Below are 16,745 nucleotides of genomic sequence, written 5' to 3' on the forward strand. Positions count from 1 at the left end.
CCCGCCCTTCTCCGTCGCATTGCCCGTATCGGCAACCGCCGTCGGCGCCGTGTTGCCCGAAGTCGATGGCGTGAACATCACATCGACCCAGTAGTTCGTTGCCGAGAACGTGCTGGTCGGGAACAGACTGTTGGCGCCGTAGGCGTAGACACCGTTCCCACTCCCGGGCGCCGTCAGCGGCCCGCTCGTCACGTTCGATGTGAAGTAGTTGGTTGTCGTGGAGTAGCGGCCGGTATTGGTGTGGTAGGACGCCGTATAGGTCTGTCCGGGCGTCAATGTCACCGGACTTGAGAAATATGCCGTCTGCCAGCCGCTGGCCGTCTCGTTGGTGAATGTGAGGGTTGCAAGCCGCGTCCCGGTGCTCGACCACAAGGAGCCGGTGTGGGTGCCGGTGTCCTGGCTACCCTTGTAGAAGCGTATGCCGCTGACCGTGCCGGCCACCGAGCTCTGGAACCGCACCCCGAGTTCGACGGCCGAGGTATCGTTGGTGTTGACGACCGCCGGTGTGGCGCCACCCGGAAACAGCGATACGTAGCTTTGCCCGCTGACGGTGACCGTTCGTCCCGCCGAGGGCGTTTCCAGATTGATGCTGTCGTCGACGGCGCGCGAGAGGATCGTGTAGGTTCCCGCGGTCGGCGGAGACCACGAATACGTCCAGTTCTCGTCGCCTGTCACGGGATGCCAGCTCTGCCCGTTGTCGGTCGAGATCTCGACGCCGGCGACGACCCCGCCGCCCGTGTCGGCGGCTGTGCCGGTGATCGTGACCGTCGCCCCCGCCTCGACGGTGGCGGGCGCCGTGATGCTGGACGTCGGGGCGGTCTGATCGGTCGAAGCAACACCCGGGACAAGCCCGGCTTGCAGCGTGCCCGGCTGGATGCCCATGTCGGCAAGCAGATTGACCATCGCCTGCTGCACGCGGGGATCGGTCGGCGTCGACTGGAGGTCGTGATTGTCGCTCAGGCCCCACGCCCAATAGACGGTTCCGGCGCCGAAGACGAGCGCGCCGCTCGGTGCGCGGTAAAGGGTCAGATTGTGGGTCGACACGCCGTTGCCGGTCGTGTTGCCGTAGTCGAGCAGATAGGTACTGACGGGAAGCGTCGTCGACGACAGCTTGACGAGGCCGGCCGGGTCGAAGCCGTTGTCGGACGCTTCGTCCCATTCGTAGCCGAGATAGTTCTTGGTCAGCGTCGCCGTCTGGCCGGGCTGGAGGTTGGCAACGCTCGTGTTCCGCCAGAACCGGAGGTTGGCGTCATCATAGGGAACCGTGATCGCCTGCAGATTGTTGCCGACATCGTCGACCTTGAACAACTGTCCGGTCAGGGAGTTCTCGGGGTTGCCACCACCGACGGCGGGCGGGCTCAGTCGCGGGTCGCGGAAAGTCCCTGTCCATTCGTTGGACGGATCGATGCTGGCGCTCGGCGACCAGGTTTCCTTGTATGAGATCAGCGAGCGATAGGGCGTGGCGTCACTGCTGAGGCTGTTGCCCCAACGGGTCCGCCAATAGACCTCGTTACCGCTCCAGAACTGCAGATGGACGCCGGCATCGCGCGCGGCCTCGACATTGGCCCGTTGCTGTCCGGACCAGTATTCGTCGTGCCCGACGTCCAGATACATCTTGTGATTGAGCAACAGGTTGCCATACCGGTCGGCGTCGACCCCCGCCATGTACGAGACGTCGTAGCCGTTCTGTTCCAGCCAGTAGATGCCCGCATATTCCGCGCCGAACAGGTAGTCCTGCGGTCCGGCGAAGGTGCCGACGCCGCCGCGCGTCGCGATGGGTCGATTGTAGCTGACGGCATAGGCGCGGCCGGCGCCCTGCCCCGTCGCCGGGCCGTTGCCGCCATAGAAGTTCGCCCCGCCCCAGCCATTGTAGGCCTGCCAGGTCTGGTCGGCCGTCTGGAAGACGATGTCGCTGGTGCTGCTGTCGTCGCGGACGATGAACGGGATGTGGTTCTGGCCGAAGGTGCCGTCCTGACGCACCAGCTTGGCGATGTAGACGCCGGATACTGCGTCTTCGGGCACCGCCCAGGTCGCGGAAACCGCCCAGTTGCCGGCGTCGACCATGCCGGTCGCGGCATCGCGCAGGGGTGCAGGCTGGTTCTGCAGGCCCGTGTGCTGGAGCGTGGCCACCTTCCGGGCGCCCATGCCGCCATAGTAGCCGAGCCGGTATATGTCGATCCGGTAGTTCGTGGAGTCCGTGTCGATCTTGAAGCTGATCGTATTGCCGTTGTCGACGCTGATGTCGGTGGCGAACCCCTCGATGTTCGAACTGCCGGCGCCGTCGATGCCCCACTCGCTCTCGGGATTGCCCTGCTTCTGGTTCTCCAGCACGATGGCGTTGTCGACCGCAGCCGCGGCCACCAGGTTCTCCGTCTCGCCCCGCTGCTGGACCGTCACCGGCCTGGTCACCGAGCCCGAAAGGATGCCGACGCCCTTCGACGTGCTCGATCCCGTTCCGATCTCGCCGCCACCTGGCAGCGATCCATGCCATACCGGCGTTTCGGTCCAGTTTGCCGTGCCGTTCCATCCGGAGAGAGGCGATACGTCCCGATCCAGCAGCGGATCGCTGATCGAGGCGCCCATCGTCCCCTTGCCCGACGACACATGGTCCGGCCCTTCATCGAGCCTGGTACCGGGCAGCTGGCCATCGGCTTCGAGCAGGCCGCCACCATGGGCCAAATCGAGAACCCGCGTGGGAGAGGTAAAATAGCCGCATCCGCAGACGCCGAATGGCATCCCGAACGAGAAAAACGAAGGAGACCCGGCAACGTGGGGCGTCTCCTGGGCCGAGGGGGCCGATTCAAGGATGACGACGTTTCCCCCGGCGCCATGCCTGTCGGCCACCGCGGTGAAATCTCTTTCTGGCACCGTCGGGGCAGGACCCTTCGCCAGAAACGACGCCAGGGGATCAGCACCCACAGCGAGTGCTTCGGCGTGCGCAGAACGCCATGCGTCGGCAAGCAGCTGGCGCGTGGCATCGTCGCCGCTTCGCATGGCAGCTTCGTAGATCGCTGCAAAACGGTCGATCAAGGGCTGTGCGAAGAGGTCGTCCACATCGCCCAGCGCGTCACGGACCGCCGCTTCCTGCTCACAGTCCTCTTCGCCGGGCACAGCACCCTTGGCGGGACCGTCGGCGGCCGCACCCTCCGTAGGCCAAAGGGTCGTATGGGCGACCGGCCGAAGTCGAAGATGATTGTTTTCCCCGTAGGCTGTGTTGCGGGACTTCTCCTTTCGAACGGCGGCGAACCACCAGGGAGCCCACAGATCCAGCAAAAATGAGCGAGAAGCCCACCGATGAGCTTTGCTATGCATGGCGTACCTCCCCGATCAAATCTGTGAGACCGCACCACGCGCGCAATTATAGTCTCGAAAGGGCGAAATACATGTACACCATTGGAGCTAGATCGCGATTTACTGCCGCGCATCCCGCGATCGACGCATCGTTTCCGATGGGACGTTTGCGCCGGAACGTGCCTCGACATCGACCTTGATGGCGGTCGGCGAGCAACGATCTGCACCACGAGTTTGAAGGCTTCGAGCAATGGGTTGAAGAAATTCGGCGCCGTACACAAGCCGATCGGTGCGCACATGATCCGGCGCTGTGCGAGCCCCGCGGCATTTTGTGGTGCCTGGCGGCGGCGTGGCGGTACCTTCGCGGCCGTGCATCTGAACTGCGAACCGCTTCGAAAATCCGTTGACAAGATTCCGGCCGTTCTTCATTGTGAAACCGGTTTCACTCGCCGGGACATGCCGCTTGAAGTTCGATCTGACGATCCTCGCCAAACATGTCCCCTTCCTGCTGGAAGGGGCCTGGTTGACGTTTCAAGCGTGCCTGCTTGCCGTCTTCGGCAGCCTTGTACTCGGGCTGCTGGTCGCCATGGCGCGGACATCGGCTTCGCCGCTGCTCAACAAGGCGTCGGCGGTCTATGTCGACCTCTTCCGCAACATACCTTTCATCGTGCAGCTGTTCTTCTTCTATTTCGGGCTGCCTGAGATCGGCATCTACATCGATGCTTTCACGACGGGCGTCATCGCCATGTCGATTGCCGGCGGAGCCTTCACCTCGGACGTCATCCGCTCCGGCATCCTGGCGATCGACCCCGGCATCATAGAGGCCGCGCAGGTCAGTGGACTGAAGAAGAGCACGATCTTCCGCAGGATCGTCATGCCCATTGCGCTACGGACATCGGTTCGGCCGCTGGGCTCCGTCTTCATCAACCTCATCCTCACATCATCGATCCTGTCGACGATCACGCTCAATGAGCTGACCGGGTCGGCCAAGATCGTGGCGTCCCAGACCTTCAGGCCTTTCGAGGTCTACTTCGTGCTGCTCGTCGTCTACGCGACGCTCACCTCGCTGGTCTCCGCCGCAGTCGGCGCGCTGCATCGCCGCCTCAATGGTGACCAGCCGAAGGGGGCCGTCTGATGCTTTACGGGGACTTTACGCCTTACGATCTGGTGTTGCTGCTGCAGGGGCTCGGCGTTTCGCTGGCCCTCTTCGTGTCGACCACGCTCCTCGGGCTCGTCATCGGCGTGCTCTGGGCGGTGAGCCACTTCTACAGGGTGCCCGTCCTTGCCCGGCTCGTCGCCTTCATTGCCGAGTTGCTCAAGAACTCGCCGGTGCTGGTACAGCTGTTTCTTGTCTTCTTCGGTTTGCCGGCCTTCCTGAAAATCAATGTGACGCCGACCGAGGCTGCCGTCATCACCCTCTCCGGCAACAGTGCCGCCTTCATCTATGTCATCGCCGTCTCGGCGATCGAATCGGTGGGGCGCGACCAACTCGAGGCGGCCCGTGTCTTCGGCCTCAGCCGCTGGCAGATACTGCGCCGGATCATCGCCCCCCAGGCCGCCGCCTTCGCCATCGGCCCGCTGACGGGGCTGCTCGTGAACCAGTTGCAGGTCACCTCGCTGATCTCGGTCATCGGCGTGATGGATCTGACCAAGGTCGGCAACATCCTCAACCTGCGCACGCTCAAACCGTTCGTCGTCTGGACCGTCGTCGGCGCGCTCTACTATCTCACCGCCAAACTGGTGGCCTATGCCGGCGGCCGCTTCGAAAAGAAGCTCCGCGCCCATACCAAGTGGAAGGGTCTGTAAATGATCAGCATCACCGGCCTGCGCAAGTCGTTCGATGCCCACACCGTCCTCGACGGGATCGACCTCGAAATCCGTCCGGGCGAGGTCGTCTCGGTGCTGGGCTCCTCGGGCTCGGGCAAGTCGACGCTCATCCGATGCATCAACGGGCTCGAGAGGATCGATGCCGGCCGGATCACCGTGGATGGCTTCGATGTGTCCAACCCGCGCGAGCTGGCCGAGGCGCGCAAGCGTTCCGGCACGGTGTTCCAGCTGTTCAATCTCTACCCGCATATGACGGCGGTCCAGAACATTGCGCTCGCCCCGGTCGAAGTGCTCAAGGTGTTGCGCAAGGACGCCGAGGCCGAGGCGCGGCGGCTGCTCCAGCAGGTGGGCCTCTCCGAGCGCGCCGACGCCTATCCGGCCCAGCTTTCGGGCGGCCAGCGCCAGCGCGTCGGCATCTGCCGGGCCCTGGCGATGAAGCCGAGCTATCTCCTGCTCGACGAAGTGACCAGCGCGCTCGACCCCGAGATGACGGCCGAGGTTTTGTCAATCCTGGCCGATCTTGCAAAGCAAGGGACGACCATGATGTTCGTCACCCACGAGATCGAGTTCGCCCGCTCCATCTCCACCCGTATCGCCTTCCTCGACAAGGGGCACCTGATCGCCGACCTGCCGACCGAAGAGTTCTTCTCCGACAAGGGCATGGCGATGCCGCGCGTGGCCCAGTTCCTTTCCAAGATGCGCAAAGACTGAAAGACCTTAGATGATCCTGCTTGCCAATTCCGAGGCTTGGCCCGGCTTTTCCAAGAGCGTTGACCTGCTGCAGGCGGGTCGCCACGGTCTCGACGCCATGGTCGCCGGCATCGGCGAAGTGGAGCGCGAGGTCAAGGTGCGATCCGTCGGCTTTGGCGGCTGGCCCAACATGCTCGGCCGAATGGAGTTCGATGCCGGCGTCATGGACGGCACGACCCGCGAGGTCGGCGCGGTGGGCGCCGTGCCCGATACGCTGCCGGTCTCCGCGCTCGCCCACGAGGTCATGAAGCGCCTGCCGCATGTCATGCTGACCGGCGACGGTGCCCGCCGGTTTGCCACCGAGATCGGCTTTCCCGTCGACGAGACGTTGTACGAGGACAGCAGGCGCGTCTGGTGGGAGCGGCTGGAGAAGGAGCTTTCGCCGGACGAACTCGCACAATTCCCCGACATTCCGCTGGCGCCGCTCAGCCGTACGATTACCGATCCAGAGCGCGTCCGCGACACCACCGTCTTCCTGTCGATGGACAGCGCAGCCGGCATCAACGTCGTCACCTCGACCTCGGGCTGGGCATGGAAATATCCGGGCCGGCTGGGCGACTCGCCCATTCCAGGCGCGGGCTTCTATGCCGACAGCCGCTTCGGCGCTGCCGCCTGCACGCACACCGGCGAGATGACGATGCGCTGCGGCACGGCGCGGACCATCGTGCTCGCCTTGCGCCTCGGCCACTCGCTGGAAGAAGCCGTTGCGCTGGCGGTCGAGGAATTGCGGGAACTCAAGCAGGGTTTCCTGGCCGGCGTGGTCATCCATGCACTCGACGCCAAGGGCAACCACAAGGTCGTCAGCCTGAATTGCGAAGAACAGATCCGCTACTGGTACTGGGACGAAAGCCTGCCGGAACCGGAACACCGCTTCGCCGAACCGATCAAATCCTAGCAACCAAAGGAGAGGGAGCATGAAGAACTTATTTTTGAAACTTGCGGGCCTGGCGCTTGCCATCGGCCTCACGGCTACGGGTCAGGCGCAGGCCGGCAAGATCGACGAGATCCGCGATCGCGGCACGGTCCGCATCGGCGTGTCGCTCGGCGGCGAGCCGATCGGCTTCCGCGACGCTCAGAACAACCCGGTGGGTTATGACGTCGACGTCGCGACCATGATCGCCGAGAAACTCGGCGTGCCCGTCGAGTTCGTCGACGTATCGGGTGATGCGCGCATCTCGATGCTGGTGTCGGGCCAGATCGACATCGCCGTCGCCAACACCTCGGCGACGCTCGAGCGCGCCAAGTCGGTCGACTTCTCGATTCCCTACAACCGCGCCGGTCTGCGTATCATCGTGCAGAAGGACGCAGGCATCTCGAAGATCGAGGATCTCGCCGGCAAGAAGATCGTGGTCGGCCGCGGCTCGACCGGTGAGACCTTCATCAAGACGGCAGCCCCTGAGGCCGAGCTGGTCTACACCGACACTTTCGCGCCGGAAGGCGTTCTGTTGCTGCAGCAGAAGCGTGTCGATGCGGCCATCGAGGATTCGTCCCTGCTCGACTACCTCGCCACCAAGAACGACAATCTCGTGACGCTTCCGGGTCTCTACTCCAACGACCCGATCGGCATCGCGGTCGCCAAGGGCGACGAGAGCTTCGTCCGCTGGATCGACATGTTCGTCTCGGAGTACATCCAGAGCGGCGCCTATGAGAAAAACTACAAGAAGTGGTGGGGCGAGAAGGCAAACCCGCCGGTTCTGAACCCGCTCTGGTAAGCGACCCGTCCAATGGCGGGCAGGCCGGTGGTCCGGCCTGCCCGTTTTCTCTTTTCAGGATGTCGCGCGCGGCACGAAGAAGGTCGGTACGTTCACCAGGGACTTGTCGTTGGCAAATCCCCCCGGGGAGTTGAGGAAGCGCAAAATCTCACCGACATACACCTTCTTGTCATAGCCGATCGACGAGATCGGATAGGCCTCGAAATCGGTCAGCGACAGATTGTCGAAGCCGTAGAGCCTGAAGCGCCGGGGTTGGTTTTGCGGGAACGCATCGCGATGAACGTCCATCACACCCATGGCCATGGCATCGGACGAGCAGAACACCGCATCGACATCGGGCCAGTCGGGCGACTGCGCCATGTGCCGGCCGCTGGCATAGGAGTAGTCGCCGCGGAACTCGGCGACGAGTTCGATGCCGTGGCGCTGCATCTCGCCCTTGAAGGCGGCGATGCGGTTTTGCTCGACGGGCGAAGACAGGCGGCCGGTCACAAGCGCGGCCGTTGCCACGCCCTTGCTGGCGGCATCGGCCACCGCTTCGGCGATGCCGATGGTCTCATCGGGTACGATCGAGGGCGAGACCTCGTCATGCATGCCATTGAGCATCAGCACATCGTCGTTGCGGAACATCCGGCGCACGGTTTCCGCATCGGCGAAGTCGGAGAACACGAGCGCGGCATCGACATGGTAGGCAACACCGTTGCGCAGGAACTCCTCGGCGCGCTCGACCGTGCCGACACGTACGATGATGACCTGCTTGCCGATCGACTGGATTTCGCCGATCAGCAGGTCGAACAGATCGAGGTCGGAGAAGTCGTGGATGTGGTTGACGATGACGGCGATCAGGTTGACCGTCTTGGTGGTCAGGCTGCGGGCCAGAAGATTGGGCTTGAAGCCGAGCTTTTCCGCTGCTTGAAGCACGCGGGCTCGCTTGTCGGCCGAAACGGGACGGCTTTCGCGCGACAGCGCGCGCGAGGCGATGGCCCGCGACACCCCGGCAAGCTCGGCCACATCGGCGATGGTCGGCGAAGTGCGTCGTTTGCGCGGACTGTCCATTGCTTCTTTCCCAAGTATCGGTCTGGAAACCCGCCACGTCCGGCCAGATGCCGTGTCGCAGAATCTTATAAGGGGCTGATTTGATGATTACCTGCTTCGACATTGGCGGTTCAACGATAAAAAGCGCCCATGCCCGCCAGGGCGGAGAAATCGAGATCCTCGACCGGGTGGCAACGCCGCTCGACGATTTCGACGCCTTCGCCGCCATCATCGCCGAACGGGTGACATGGGGTGGTAGGACCGCGCGGGGCGTGTCCATTTCGATCACCGGTGTCGTCGATCCTGCTTCCGGCAGTCTGAAATGCGCCAACATCCCTTGCATCGATGGTCGCAACGTCGCAGCCGATCTAGAGCGCGTCATCGGCCTGCCGGTATGGATCGCCAACGATGCCGATTGCTTCGCGCTGGCGGAGGCGACCAGCGGCGCCGGCAAGGGGCACCGCAACGTCTTCGGCGTCATTCTCGGGACCGGCGTCGGCGGCGGACTGGTCATCGGGGGGCGCATCGTGGCCGGTGCGGGCGGCTATGCCGGTGAGTGGGGGCACGGCAAGGCCCTGCAGACGGTGGTCGGCCAGCCGGCGGTCGAGATCCCGCACTTCGCCTGCGGCTGCGGGCAGCGTGGCTGTGTCGACACGGTCGGCGGCGCGCGGGGGATGGAGAGGCTGCACCATGTTCTTTGCGGCGAGGTCCTGCCCAGCACGGACATAATCGCCAGCTGGCGGAAAGGCGAGGCGAAGGCGAGCCGCACGCTCGAGATCTACCTCGAGCTGGTCAGCGTGCCGCTGGCGCTGACGCTCAACATCATAGGCTCCTCCATCGTGCCGGTCGGTGGGGGGCTTTCCAACGTGCCGGAGCTCATCGCCGCGCTCGACCGTGAGGTGCGCCGTCGCACCCTGCGCAGCGCCGCCGACCCGCTGTTGGTCAAGGCCGAACTGACCACCGAACCCGGCCTGATCGGGGCCGCCACCGTCGGCTTCCAGGAGATCGCCCATGCCTGAGAACATTCTGCTCGAGGTCTGCGTAGACAGTCCCGAAGGACTCGCCGCCGCGATTTCGGGCGGCGCCGATCGCATAGAACTGTGCTCGGCTCTGGAAATCGGCGGCTTGACCCCGTCGCCTGGCCTGATGGCGCTGGCGGCCGGGGCACAGGTCCCGGTCTACGCCATGATCCGGTCGCGGCCGGGCGATTTCGTCTACGGCGAGGGGGACATGGCCGCACTTCTCGGAGACATCGACGCCGTGCGCGCCGCCGGACTGGCCGGCGTGGTGCTCGGCGCCAACCATGTCGACGGCCGCCTGCACCGCGACGTGCTCGGGCGTCTCGCCGATCATGCGAAGGGATTGGGCAGGACGCTGCACCGCGCCTTCGACCTGAGCGGCCCCGATTTCGCCCCGGCCATCGACCTTGCCGTCGAGCTCGGCTTCGAGCGCATCCTGACCTCGGGAGGGCAGGCCACGGTCCTGGGCGGGATCGACGCTCTTGCGGCCTGTTTCGCCCATGCCGGCGACCGCATCGTGATCATGCCGGGATCCGGCGTGAACCTCGAGACCCTCGGAGCCATCAAGGCGAGGCTGCCGCTCCGCGAAATCCACTCGTCCTGCTCGACCGCTGCCAACCCCGCCGGCAGGGCGCTCGAGCTCGGCTTTGTTTCACCGCAGCCCAGACGCACAGACGCCGGCATCGTGAAAGCGATGAAGGCTTCTCTCGTTTGAACGCCCGCTGGGGCTGATAGCCATAGGCGATCGATCGTTCATATGCGGCAGGAAGCTCCTCATTCATGCGACGGGGCCGCCTAAATCCGAAACAGGGCCGCCCCTCCGGTCAAGCCGGCTCCCGCAGCGGTCAGCAACAGCTCTTCGCCGTCGACGAACCGCTTCTTGCCGTTCGCAACCGACAGTGAGAGCGGGATGGTCGCCGCTGAGGAATTGCCATGGGTTTCGATCGTGCTGACCGTCCTGGCGCGTTCGATGCCGAGACTATGGCAAACGGCGTCGGACATCCGGGCGTTGGCTTGGTGCGGGACGAAGCGATCGATGTCGCGAACGGCGATCCGGGCTCTCTCCAGTGCGCGCCGCGACGTGTTCGTCATCAGATTCACCGCACGAGAGAAGACCTCGCGGCCATCCGGCATCGTCATCAAGAATTCGTCGGCGGCGATGCCCGGGGCGAAAGGACGGTCACTTCCGCCTGCCGGAATCCGGATCAGGCCGTAGCCGCTTCCGTCCGACGCAAGCTCGGCGGCCAGTAGGCCGCGGTCGCGGTCTCCATGTGGCACCAGCACGACGGCGCCTGCCGCATCGGCAAAGAGGACGGAGCTCGCTCTTTCTGCGGGATTGATGCGACGGCTGAGGATATTGGCGGCGACCACGAGAACGGCATGGCCTTGCGTCCTGACGAAACCGTCGGCGAGCGTAAGCGCGTAGAGGAAGCCGGAGCAGGCGCCGGCAAGATCGATCGCGCCAGAGTTTTCGAGCCCAAGCTTATGCGCGAGCAAGGGTGCCGATGGCGGCAGGAGGTGATCGGGCGTGGAGGTGGCGAGCAAGGTGAGCGCGATATCCTTTCTCCCGATGCCGGCATCCTCGAGCGCCATCCGTCCGGCTGCGGCGGCCAGACCGGTCAGGGTTTCGCCTTCCCCGGCCCAGTAGCGCGTCCGGATGCCGGTCCGGCGCTCGATCCAACCGGCCTCGAGCCCCAGCCGGGCCTCGATCTCGACATTGGTGACGCAGCGCTGTGGCACGGCATGGCCGAATCCGGTCATGCGCGACGAACCGGCCGTGCTCATCATCCCGTGCACTCCAGGACGATCGTTGCCACCTCGTCGATGGCGTCATAGGCGTGCCCGAGCTCTTGCGCCGTCACGCAATAGGGAGGCATGAGATAGACGACGTTGCCGAGCGGACGGATCAGCACCCCGCGTTCGCGGAACAGCCTGCGCATACGCGGCCCAGCCTCGGCGAGATAGCCGCCCGCAGGCACCGCGAGGTCGAGCGCGGCAATCGTGCCCGCCTGGCGGATATCGATGAACCGCGGATCGCCTTCAAACCGGGCCAGATGCCGGCGATGGGCGGCCTCCACATCGCGGATGCGCTCAAGAACCGGCTCGCTCCGCCAGACCTCGAGATTGGCGACAGCGGCGGCGCAGGCAATCGGGTTGGCAGTATAGGAGCTCGAATGGAAAAACGTCTTGCGCCGGTCGGTGGACCAATGAGCGTCGAAGATCTCGGCGGTCGAGAGCGTGGCAGCGAGCGGCACGGCACCGCCGGTCAGCCCCTTTGAGGTGCACAGGATATCGGGCGCGATCCCGGCCTGTTCGCAGGCAAACATCGTTCCCGTCCGTCCCCAGCCGGTCATGACTTCGTCCGCGATCAACAGGCAGCCATATCGTCTGGCTATGTCCTTCAGGCCTGCCAGCACACTCGGAGCGTAGATCTTCATTCCGCCGGCGCCGAGAACCAGAGGTTCGATCAGCAGGGCCGCGACGCGTCCGCCTCGGCAATAGGCCTCGAACCGGTCGAGCGCCTCCTGCTCAAATCCCGCTGCAGGAAAAGGAAGCCGGTCGACCCCGAACAGCAGCGGTTCATAGGCTGCGTTGAAGACGCCGCGCTCGCCTGTCGACATCGTGCCGATCGTATCGCCGTGATAGCTCCCCTCCACCACGACGATGCGGTCGCGCGGTTCGCACCGGTTATGGAAGTATCCTAGCGCCATCTTGACCGCGACCTCGACGGAGGTCGAACCGCTGTCGGAATAGAAGACATGCTTCAATCCGGGCGGGGCGATCGCGATCAGGCCCTCCGCCAGTTGTTCCGCCGGCTCGTGCGAAAACTCGGCAAAGATGATCTGGTCATAGGCTTCGGTCGCAGCGCGGATCGCCGCCATGATCCTGGGGTGGCGATGGCCGTGGGTGATGACCCACCAGGAGGAAATCGCGTCGAGGATACGATTGCCGCCCTCGTCGATGAGATAGGCGCCATCCGTCGCTGCAATGCGTCTCATCGTCGGCTCGAGCGCGTGTTGGGTGAAGGGGTGCCAGACGGTCGGGCGGCTCATCGGAGGCCCTCCGCTATCATTGGTAGATCGAAACTCTGACGAAACGCCCGGTGCAATCGGTCGCCGCTCAGATCTGCGATCCATGGCAGGCGGCCGAGCACGCGGACGCCGCTCATTCTTCCAATGATGCGCTGCGTCTCCAGGTTCTCATCACCGATGAAAGCGATCCCGAGAACGGGAATGCCACGGTGCTTCATGGCTTCCAGCGAGAGCAGTGTGTGATTGATCGTGCCGAGCGATGTCCGGGCGCAGAGGATGGCCGGGATCTGCCAGCGCGCGAAGACATCGGCGTAGAGGAGATCGTCGGAAAGCGGAACCAGCAGCCCCCCTGCCCCTTCGATGACCAGACGCGCCTGCAATTCCGGCGGAACGAGCCGGGCGGGATCGATCGCCACGCCATCGATGCGGGCTGAAACATGCGGCGAGGCCGGTGACACCAGACGATAGGCTTCCGGCAGGATCCGCTCGCGGGCAAGGCCGCCGAGCCGCAATACGGCTTCGCTATCGGTCTCCCCATCGAGACCGGACTGAACGGGCTTCCAGTAAAAGGCATCGAGAGCCGCCGTCAGCGCCGCCGAAAAAATCGTCTTGCCGATGCCGGTATCCGTACCTGTGACGACAAAACGCGCACTCACGGTCTTTCCTCTTCGATGGCCGCGGCCAACCGCCCGGTCATGGCGGTGATCTGCCCTTCATCGACATTCAGCGTGATCGATATCCTCAGTCGCGCCGTTCCGTCGGGCACGGTCGGCGGCCGGATCGCGCGGATGTCGAAACCTTCGTCCTGCATACGCTGTGCGATCCGAAGCGCGCGCGCATTGTCGCCGATCATCACAGGCTGGATCTGCGAGCCGCTGGGCTTGATCCCGAGCTTCGAGCGGAGCTCTTCGCTGACAAAAGCCAGCATGGCATCGAGGCGGCTTCGGCGCTCCGGCTCATCCTCCATCATCCGCAGCGCTTCGCGCACACCGGCTGCCATAAGCGGCGACGGAGCGGTCGAATAGATGAAACTGCGGGCGCGGTTGACCATGTAGTCCGCGAGGACGGCAGGCAGCCCCAGCAGCGCGCCGGAGACGCCGAGCGCCTTGCCGCAGGTGTGCAGGGTCAGGACGTTGCCGCAACTCTCCAGTCCCGAAGCAAGGCCGCGGCCGCCCCGGCCGAAGACGCCCGTGGCATGGGCCTCGTCGACGACGAGAAAGCCGCCATGCCGGGCGGCGATCTCCGCCAACGCGGGGAGCGGGCCACGGTCGCCATCCATGGAATAGAGGCTCTCGACGGCTATCCAGGGCGAGCCCTTGCCGCCTGCGGCCCGCCAATGGCGGATGGCCGCCTCGAAGGCCTCGACGTCACCATGGGGCACAGCGGCGGCTGCGGCCTTGCTGGAGGAGATGCCGTCACGGACGCTCGCGTGGATCAGCGCATCGTGGACAATCAGATCATCGCGCTGCGGCAGGGTCGAAAACAGCGCGACATTCGCCGCGAAGCCACTGCCAAAGTACAGGACCCTCTCGGCGCCGAAGAAGGCTGCCGCCTCGGTTTCCAGTGCCTCGTGGACCCAATGATTGCCGCGCAGCAGGCGCGAGCCGCCCGCGCCGACCGGGACCCCCTCTTCGATCGCGGCCGATATCGCAGCAGCAAGGCGCGGGGCGCAGGCGAGCCCAAGATAGTCGTTGGAGGTGAAGTCGATCCCCTGTTGCGGCACGAGAGCCCGCAACCGCGACTTGCGCCTGAGGCCCGCAAGCGTTGCCTCGTAGCGGCCGATTGCCGGCGAGATCAACGTGCCCGCTCCAACTCCATCGGCTTCAGGCCGAGCCGGCGGAACAGAGCCCTGTCTTGATCTTCCCCGGGATTGTCCGCCGTCAGAAGCGTATCGCCGACGAAGATGGAATTGGCTCCGGCAAAGTAGCACAACGCCTGCATCTCGTCGCTCATGTCGGTACGCCCCGCGGACAGGCGGACATGCGACTTCGGCATCAGGATACGTGCCAGCGCGATGGTGCGGACGAAATCGATCGGGTCGACAGGCGCGGCGTTCTGCAGCTTGGAACCGGGGATCGGGATCAGCATGTTGATCGGTACGCTCTCCGGTGGCGAGGCCAGATTGGCGAGCGTCACCAGCATCGAAATGCGGTCCTCGGCCGTCTCACCCATTCCGAGAATGCCGCCGGCGCAGACCTTGATGCCGGCGCTTCGGACATTGGCGAGCGTCTCCAGACGGTCCTCGAACGTGCGGGTGGTGATGATCTCCGAATAGTAGCGCTCTGACGTATCGACATTGTGGTTGTAGTAGTCGAGTCCCGCCTCGGCCAGCCTGGCGGACTGGTCGGGCGTCAGCATGCCGAGCGTCATGCAGGTCTCCATGCCCAGCGATCTCACGCCCTCGACCATGGCGACCAGCGCATCCATGTCGCGATCCTTGGGATTGCGCCAGGCGGCGCCCATGCAATAGCGCGTCGCCCCGCCCTCCTTGGCCTTGCGCGCCTCCACAAGCACGCGCTCGACCTCCATCAGCTTCGATGCCTTGAGACCGGTCGGATAGTGGGCGGACTGGCTGCAATAGCCACAGTCCTCCGCGCAGCCGCCTGTCTTGATCGACAGAAGCCGGCTCATCTGGATGGCGTTCGGATCGAAATTGTCGCGGTGAATCGCTTGCGCCCGAAACAGCAGATCATTGAACGGCAGATTATAGATATTTTTCGCGTCCTCAACGGACGAAGTACGAAAACTGGATGCCAAATCGCCCATTTCAGACGCTGGCGGCGCTGCCGTCCGACCCATTACGGTCCCCCCATGAAAATAAATAGATATCTTACGTTTTTATCTATTATTTTGTGGAGAGGGTTTCGCGCAAGAGCGCACTGGCTGTAGATCAGGCCTTTTTGCAACCGCACAGAGACGAGCCGATGGCCCCTCAGAGCACGGCCAACCGCTTCCCAGGAAAGCGATTTGGCTTTTCCGCCAGCCGAAGCACGTGCCGCTCCAGGGCGTGGACCGCGTCGTTCACATTGCCCATGCGAAGATGGCGGAGAATGGCGTGATGGTCCAAGTCAACGCGCGGCGTCCACCCTGCACGCTCCGCAATGTACATGAACCGCGATCCGATCATGTGAAGATCGTCGATCTCCGCGAGCAGCCTTGGCATGTTGCACGGCGCCAGCAAGAGCCGGTGGAACTGCCGGTTTGCCTCTTCCTGCTGGTTGAAATCGACAGCATTGTCGCCCGCCCGGGCAACCGCCTCGGCCTGATCCAAGATGTGCGAGGTCAGATGCGGGGCCGCATGGCGAAGCGCCAGGCCCTCCAGGACGGACCGCATGCGCGCAACTTCCTCGACCTCTGCCGCCGAAAAGGTGGCCACTCTCACACCTCGACGCGCCTCGCTCACTGCAAGCCCCTGCGCCTCCAGCCGCCGAAAAGCTTCCCGGACCGGCACATGGCTGGTGCCGAACTCCTCGGCAATGCGGTCCTGCTTGAGCTTCGCGCCAGGCTCCAACGTGCCGGCAATGATCCGGTCGGCCAGGACGCGGCTGATCCGGTTCGCAATGGTGTCTTCGGTCGTCGTGCTCATGCTCGACAGATAATTTCTCGAGACAATGCTGTCGAGATTGATGCCGCCCGAATTCGGGTACGCACCCTGCGCTTTCGCACGCGAAACCGGCTGGTTCTCCCGAGCAATTCCGAGTCAAAACCGCCATTCGGCGTTCCAGGAAGCGACGGCGACGATTGGGGGACCGGCTCGCGATCCCTCTCAACTTCAGCCCTCTCCGGCGCTTCATCGGCCCCTCGCGCCGCGCAACCGGTCTCAGCGGCGATCGAGGGAACAGGTGCCTGCCGCAGCAATCTGCCTCTTCGCCAGCCAGGGTGCCAGTTGGGCAACCAGAGCGAACTGTGGAGGCAACTCCGCTTTCAGTCGGAAGTGGCTGAATATCAATCGGCCTCGTAACGGGGACCCCGTATCGGCGTCGCTAGTGCAGCGCCGTTGCCGCGTCCATCACGCTACGATGTCGACATCACCTATAGAATTTCGATCAAAGTGTCAGCCGTACGCCGCGTACCGTGCCTGA

At 64.3% G+C, this 16,745-nt stretch carries 16 protein-coding genes; 8 read left to right on the forward strand and 8 right to left on the reverse strand.

Annotation, left to right across the window (positions count from 1 at the left end; all coding sequences use genetic code 11):
- Positions 1 to 2,679, reverse strand: a 2,679-nt coding sequence (locus P0086_RS25015; protein ID WP_275790802.1) for a N,N-dimethylformamidase beta subunit family domain-containing protein, incomplete at its 3' end; no start/stop codon positions are given.
- 90 nt (positions 2,680 to 2,769) lie between these two features.
- Here P0086_RS25015 and P0086_RS25020 point away from each other — a divergent pair.
- The 6 genes from P0086_RS25020 (at position 2,770) to P0086_RS25045 (ending at position 7,580) form a co-directional block, all read left to right on the forward strand.
- Positions 2,770 to 3,279, forward strand: a complete 510-nt coding sequence (locus tag P0086_RS25020; RefSeq protein ID WP_275790803.1) for a hypothetical protein — start codon at positions 2,770 to 2,772, stop codon at positions 3,277 to 3,279.
- Positions 3,280 to 3,754: 475 nt separating this feature from the next.
- Complete coding sequence (locus P0086_RS25025) at positions 3,755 to 4,426, forward strand: amino acid ABC transporter permease (protein WP_275790804.1); 672 nt, start codon at positions 3,755 to 3,757, stop codon at positions 4,424 to 4,426.
- The gene (locus P0086_RS25030) at positions 4,426 to 5,097 is read left to right on the forward strand and encodes an amino acid ABC transporter permease (protein WP_275790805.1); all 672 of its coding nucleotides are present in this window, start codon (positions 4,426 to 4,428) and stop codon (positions 5,095 to 5,097) included. The genes P0086_RS25025 and P0086_RS25030 overlap by 1 nt, the downstream gene beginning before the upstream one ends.
- Complete coding sequence (locus tag P0086_RS25035; RefSeq protein WP_112608676.1) at positions 5,098 to 5,829, forward strand: amino acid ABC transporter ATP-binding protein; 732 nt, start codon at positions 5,098 to 5,100, stop codon at positions 5,827 to 5,829. It begins immediately after the preceding gene.
- A 10-nt stretch (positions 5,830 to 5,839) separates the two neighbouring features.
- Entirely contained in the window at positions 5,840 to 6,763 is a 924-nt protein-coding gene (locus P0086_RS25040) for an isoaspartyl peptidase/L-asparaginase (RefSeq protein WP_275790806.1), read from the forward strand.
- A gap of 19 nt (positions 6,764 to 6,782) precedes the next feature.
- Positions 6,783 to 7,580 carry a transporter substrate-binding domain-containing protein gene (locus P0086_RS25045; RefSeq protein WP_112596749.1) on the forward strand — a complete coding sequence of 266 codons (798 nt, stop codon included), beginning with the start codon at positions 6,783 to 6,785 and terminating at the stop codon, positions 7,578 to 7,580.
- A gap of 54 nt (positions 7,581 to 7,634) precedes the next feature.
- Here P0086_RS25045 and P0086_RS25050 read toward each other — a convergent pair whose 3' ends face one another.
- Positions 7,635 to 8,633, reverse strand: coding sequence for a LacI family DNA-binding transcriptional regulator (locus tag P0086_RS25050; protein WP_275790807.1), 999 nt, complete (start codon positions 8,631 to 8,633; stop codon positions 7,635 to 7,637).
- Between the two features lie 83 nt (positions 8,634 to 8,716).
- Between P0086_RS25050 and P0086_RS25055 the strand changes: the two genes are divergently transcribed.
- On the forward strand, positions 8,717 to 9,631 hold the full coding sequence (locus P0086_RS25055; RefSeq protein WP_275790808.1) for an ROK family protein: 915 nt from the start codon (positions 8,717 to 8,719) through the stop codon (positions 9,629 to 9,631).
- Positions 9,624 to 10,346 carry a copper homeostasis protein CutC gene (locus tag P0086_RS25060; RefSeq protein WP_275790809.1) on the forward strand — a complete coding sequence of 241 codons (723 nt, stop codon included), beginning with the start codon at positions 9,624 to 9,626 and terminating at the stop codon, positions 10,344 to 10,346. The genes P0086_RS25055 and P0086_RS25060 overlap by 8 nt, the downstream gene beginning before the upstream one ends.
- 80 nt (positions 10,347 to 10,426) lie before the next feature.
- On the opposite strand, the gene P0086_RS25065 is transcribed toward P0086_RS25060, so the two are convergent.
- From P0086_RS25065 to P0086_RS25090, 6 genes are all read right to left on the reverse strand, one after another.
- A complete protein-coding gene (locus P0086_RS25065; protein WP_275790813.1) occupies positions 10,427 to 11,416 on the reverse strand; it encodes a beta-ketoacyl-ACP synthase III in 990 nt (329 codons plus the stop codon).
- Positions 11,416 to 12,684 (reverse strand): adenosylmethionine--8-amino-7-oxononanoate transaminase, encoded by a 1,269-nt coding sequence (locus P0086_RS25070; protein WP_275790814.1) that lies wholly within the window; start codon positions 12,682 to 12,684, stop codon positions 11,416 to 11,418. The genes P0086_RS25065 and P0086_RS25070 overlap by 1 nt, the downstream gene beginning before the upstream one ends.
- Positions 12,681 to 13,319: a dethiobiotin synthase gene (gene bioD, locus P0086_RS25075; protein ID WP_112616278.1), complete on the reverse strand. Its 639-nt coding sequence runs from the start codon at positions 13,317 to 13,319 to the stop codon at positions 12,681 to 12,683. The genes P0086_RS25070 and bioD overlap by 4 nt, the downstream gene beginning before the upstream one ends.
- On the reverse strand, positions 13,316 to 14,461 hold the full coding sequence (locus P0086_RS25080) for an 8-amino-7-oxononanoate synthase (protein WP_275790810.1): 1,146 nt from the start codon (positions 14,459 to 14,461) through the stop codon (positions 13,316 to 13,318). The genes bioD and P0086_RS25080 overlap by 4 nt, the downstream gene beginning before the upstream one ends.
- The gene (gene bioB / locus P0086_RS25085) at positions 14,458 to 15,429 is read right to left on the reverse strand and encodes a biotin synthase BioB (RefSeq protein WP_275790811.1); all 972 of its coding nucleotides are present in this window, start codon (positions 15,427 to 15,429) and stop codon (positions 14,458 to 14,460) included. Before bioB ends, P0086_RS25080 begins: the two co-directional genes overlap by 4 nt.
- A gap of 166 nt (positions 15,430 to 15,595) precedes the next feature.
- Positions 15,596 to 16,249 carry a GntR family transcriptional regulator gene (locus P0086_RS25090; protein ID WP_275790812.1) on the reverse strand — a complete coding sequence of 218 codons (654 nt, stop codon included), beginning with the start codon at positions 16,247 to 16,249 and terminating at the stop codon, positions 15,596 to 15,598.
- Positions 16,250 to 16,745 lie beyond the last annotated feature (496 nt).

Source organism: Mycoplana sp. MJR14 (genome assembly GCF_029210525.1).
In the GTDB taxonomy this organism is placed as follows: domain Bacteria; phylum Pseudomonadota; class Alphaproteobacteria; order Rhizobiales; family Rhizobiaceae; genus Mycoplana.

What these genes read in the sequence shown, in the direction of transcription:
- P0086_RS25045 (WP_112596749.1), top strand. Translation starts at nt 6,783, where the DNA reads ATGAAGAACTTATTTTTGAAACTTGCGGGCCTGGCGCTTGCCATCGGC.
- P0086_RS25065 (WP_275790813.1), bottom strand. Translation starts at nt 11,416, where the DNA reads ATGAGCACGGCCGGTTCGTCGCGCATGACCGGATTCGGCCATGCCGTG.
- P0086_RS25030 (WP_275790805.1), top strand. Translation starts at nt 4,426, where the DNA reads ATGCTTTACGGGGACTTTACGCCTTACGATCTGGTGTTGCTGCTGCAG.
- P0086_RS25070 (WP_275790814.1), bottom strand. Translation starts at nt 12,684, where the DNA reads ATGAGCCGCCCGACCGTCTGGCACCCCTTCACCCAACACGCGCTCGAG.
- P0086_RS25055 (WP_275790808.1), top strand. Translation starts at nt 8,717, where the DNA reads ATGATTACCTGCTTCGACATTGGCGGTTCAACGATAAAAAGCGCCCAT.
- P0086_RS25050 (WP_275790807.1), bottom strand. Translation starts at nt 8,633, where the DNA reads ATGGACAGTCCGCGCAAACGACGCACTTCGCCGACCATCGCCGATGTG.
- P0086_RS25035 (WP_112608676.1), top strand. Translation starts at nt 5,098, where the DNA reads ATGATCAGCATCACCGGCCTGCGCAAGTCGTTCGATGCCCACACCGTC.
- bioB (WP_275790811.1), bottom strand. Translation starts at nt 15,429, where the DNA reads ATGGGCGATTTGGCATCCAGTTTTCGTACTTCGTCCGTTGAGGACGCG.
- P0086_RS25090 (WP_275790812.1), bottom strand. Translation starts at nt 16,249, where the DNA reads ATGAGCACGACGACCGAAGACACCATTGCGAACCGGATCAGCCGCGTC.
- P0086_RS25040 (WP_275790806.1), top strand. Translation starts at nt 5,840, where the DNA reads ATGATCCTGCTTGCCAATTCCGAGGCTTGGCCCGGCTTTTCCAAGAGC.
- P0086_RS25060 (WP_275790809.1), top strand. Translation starts at nt 9,624, where the DNA reads ATGCCTGAGAACATTCTGCTCGAGGTCTGCGTAGACAGTCCCGAAGGA.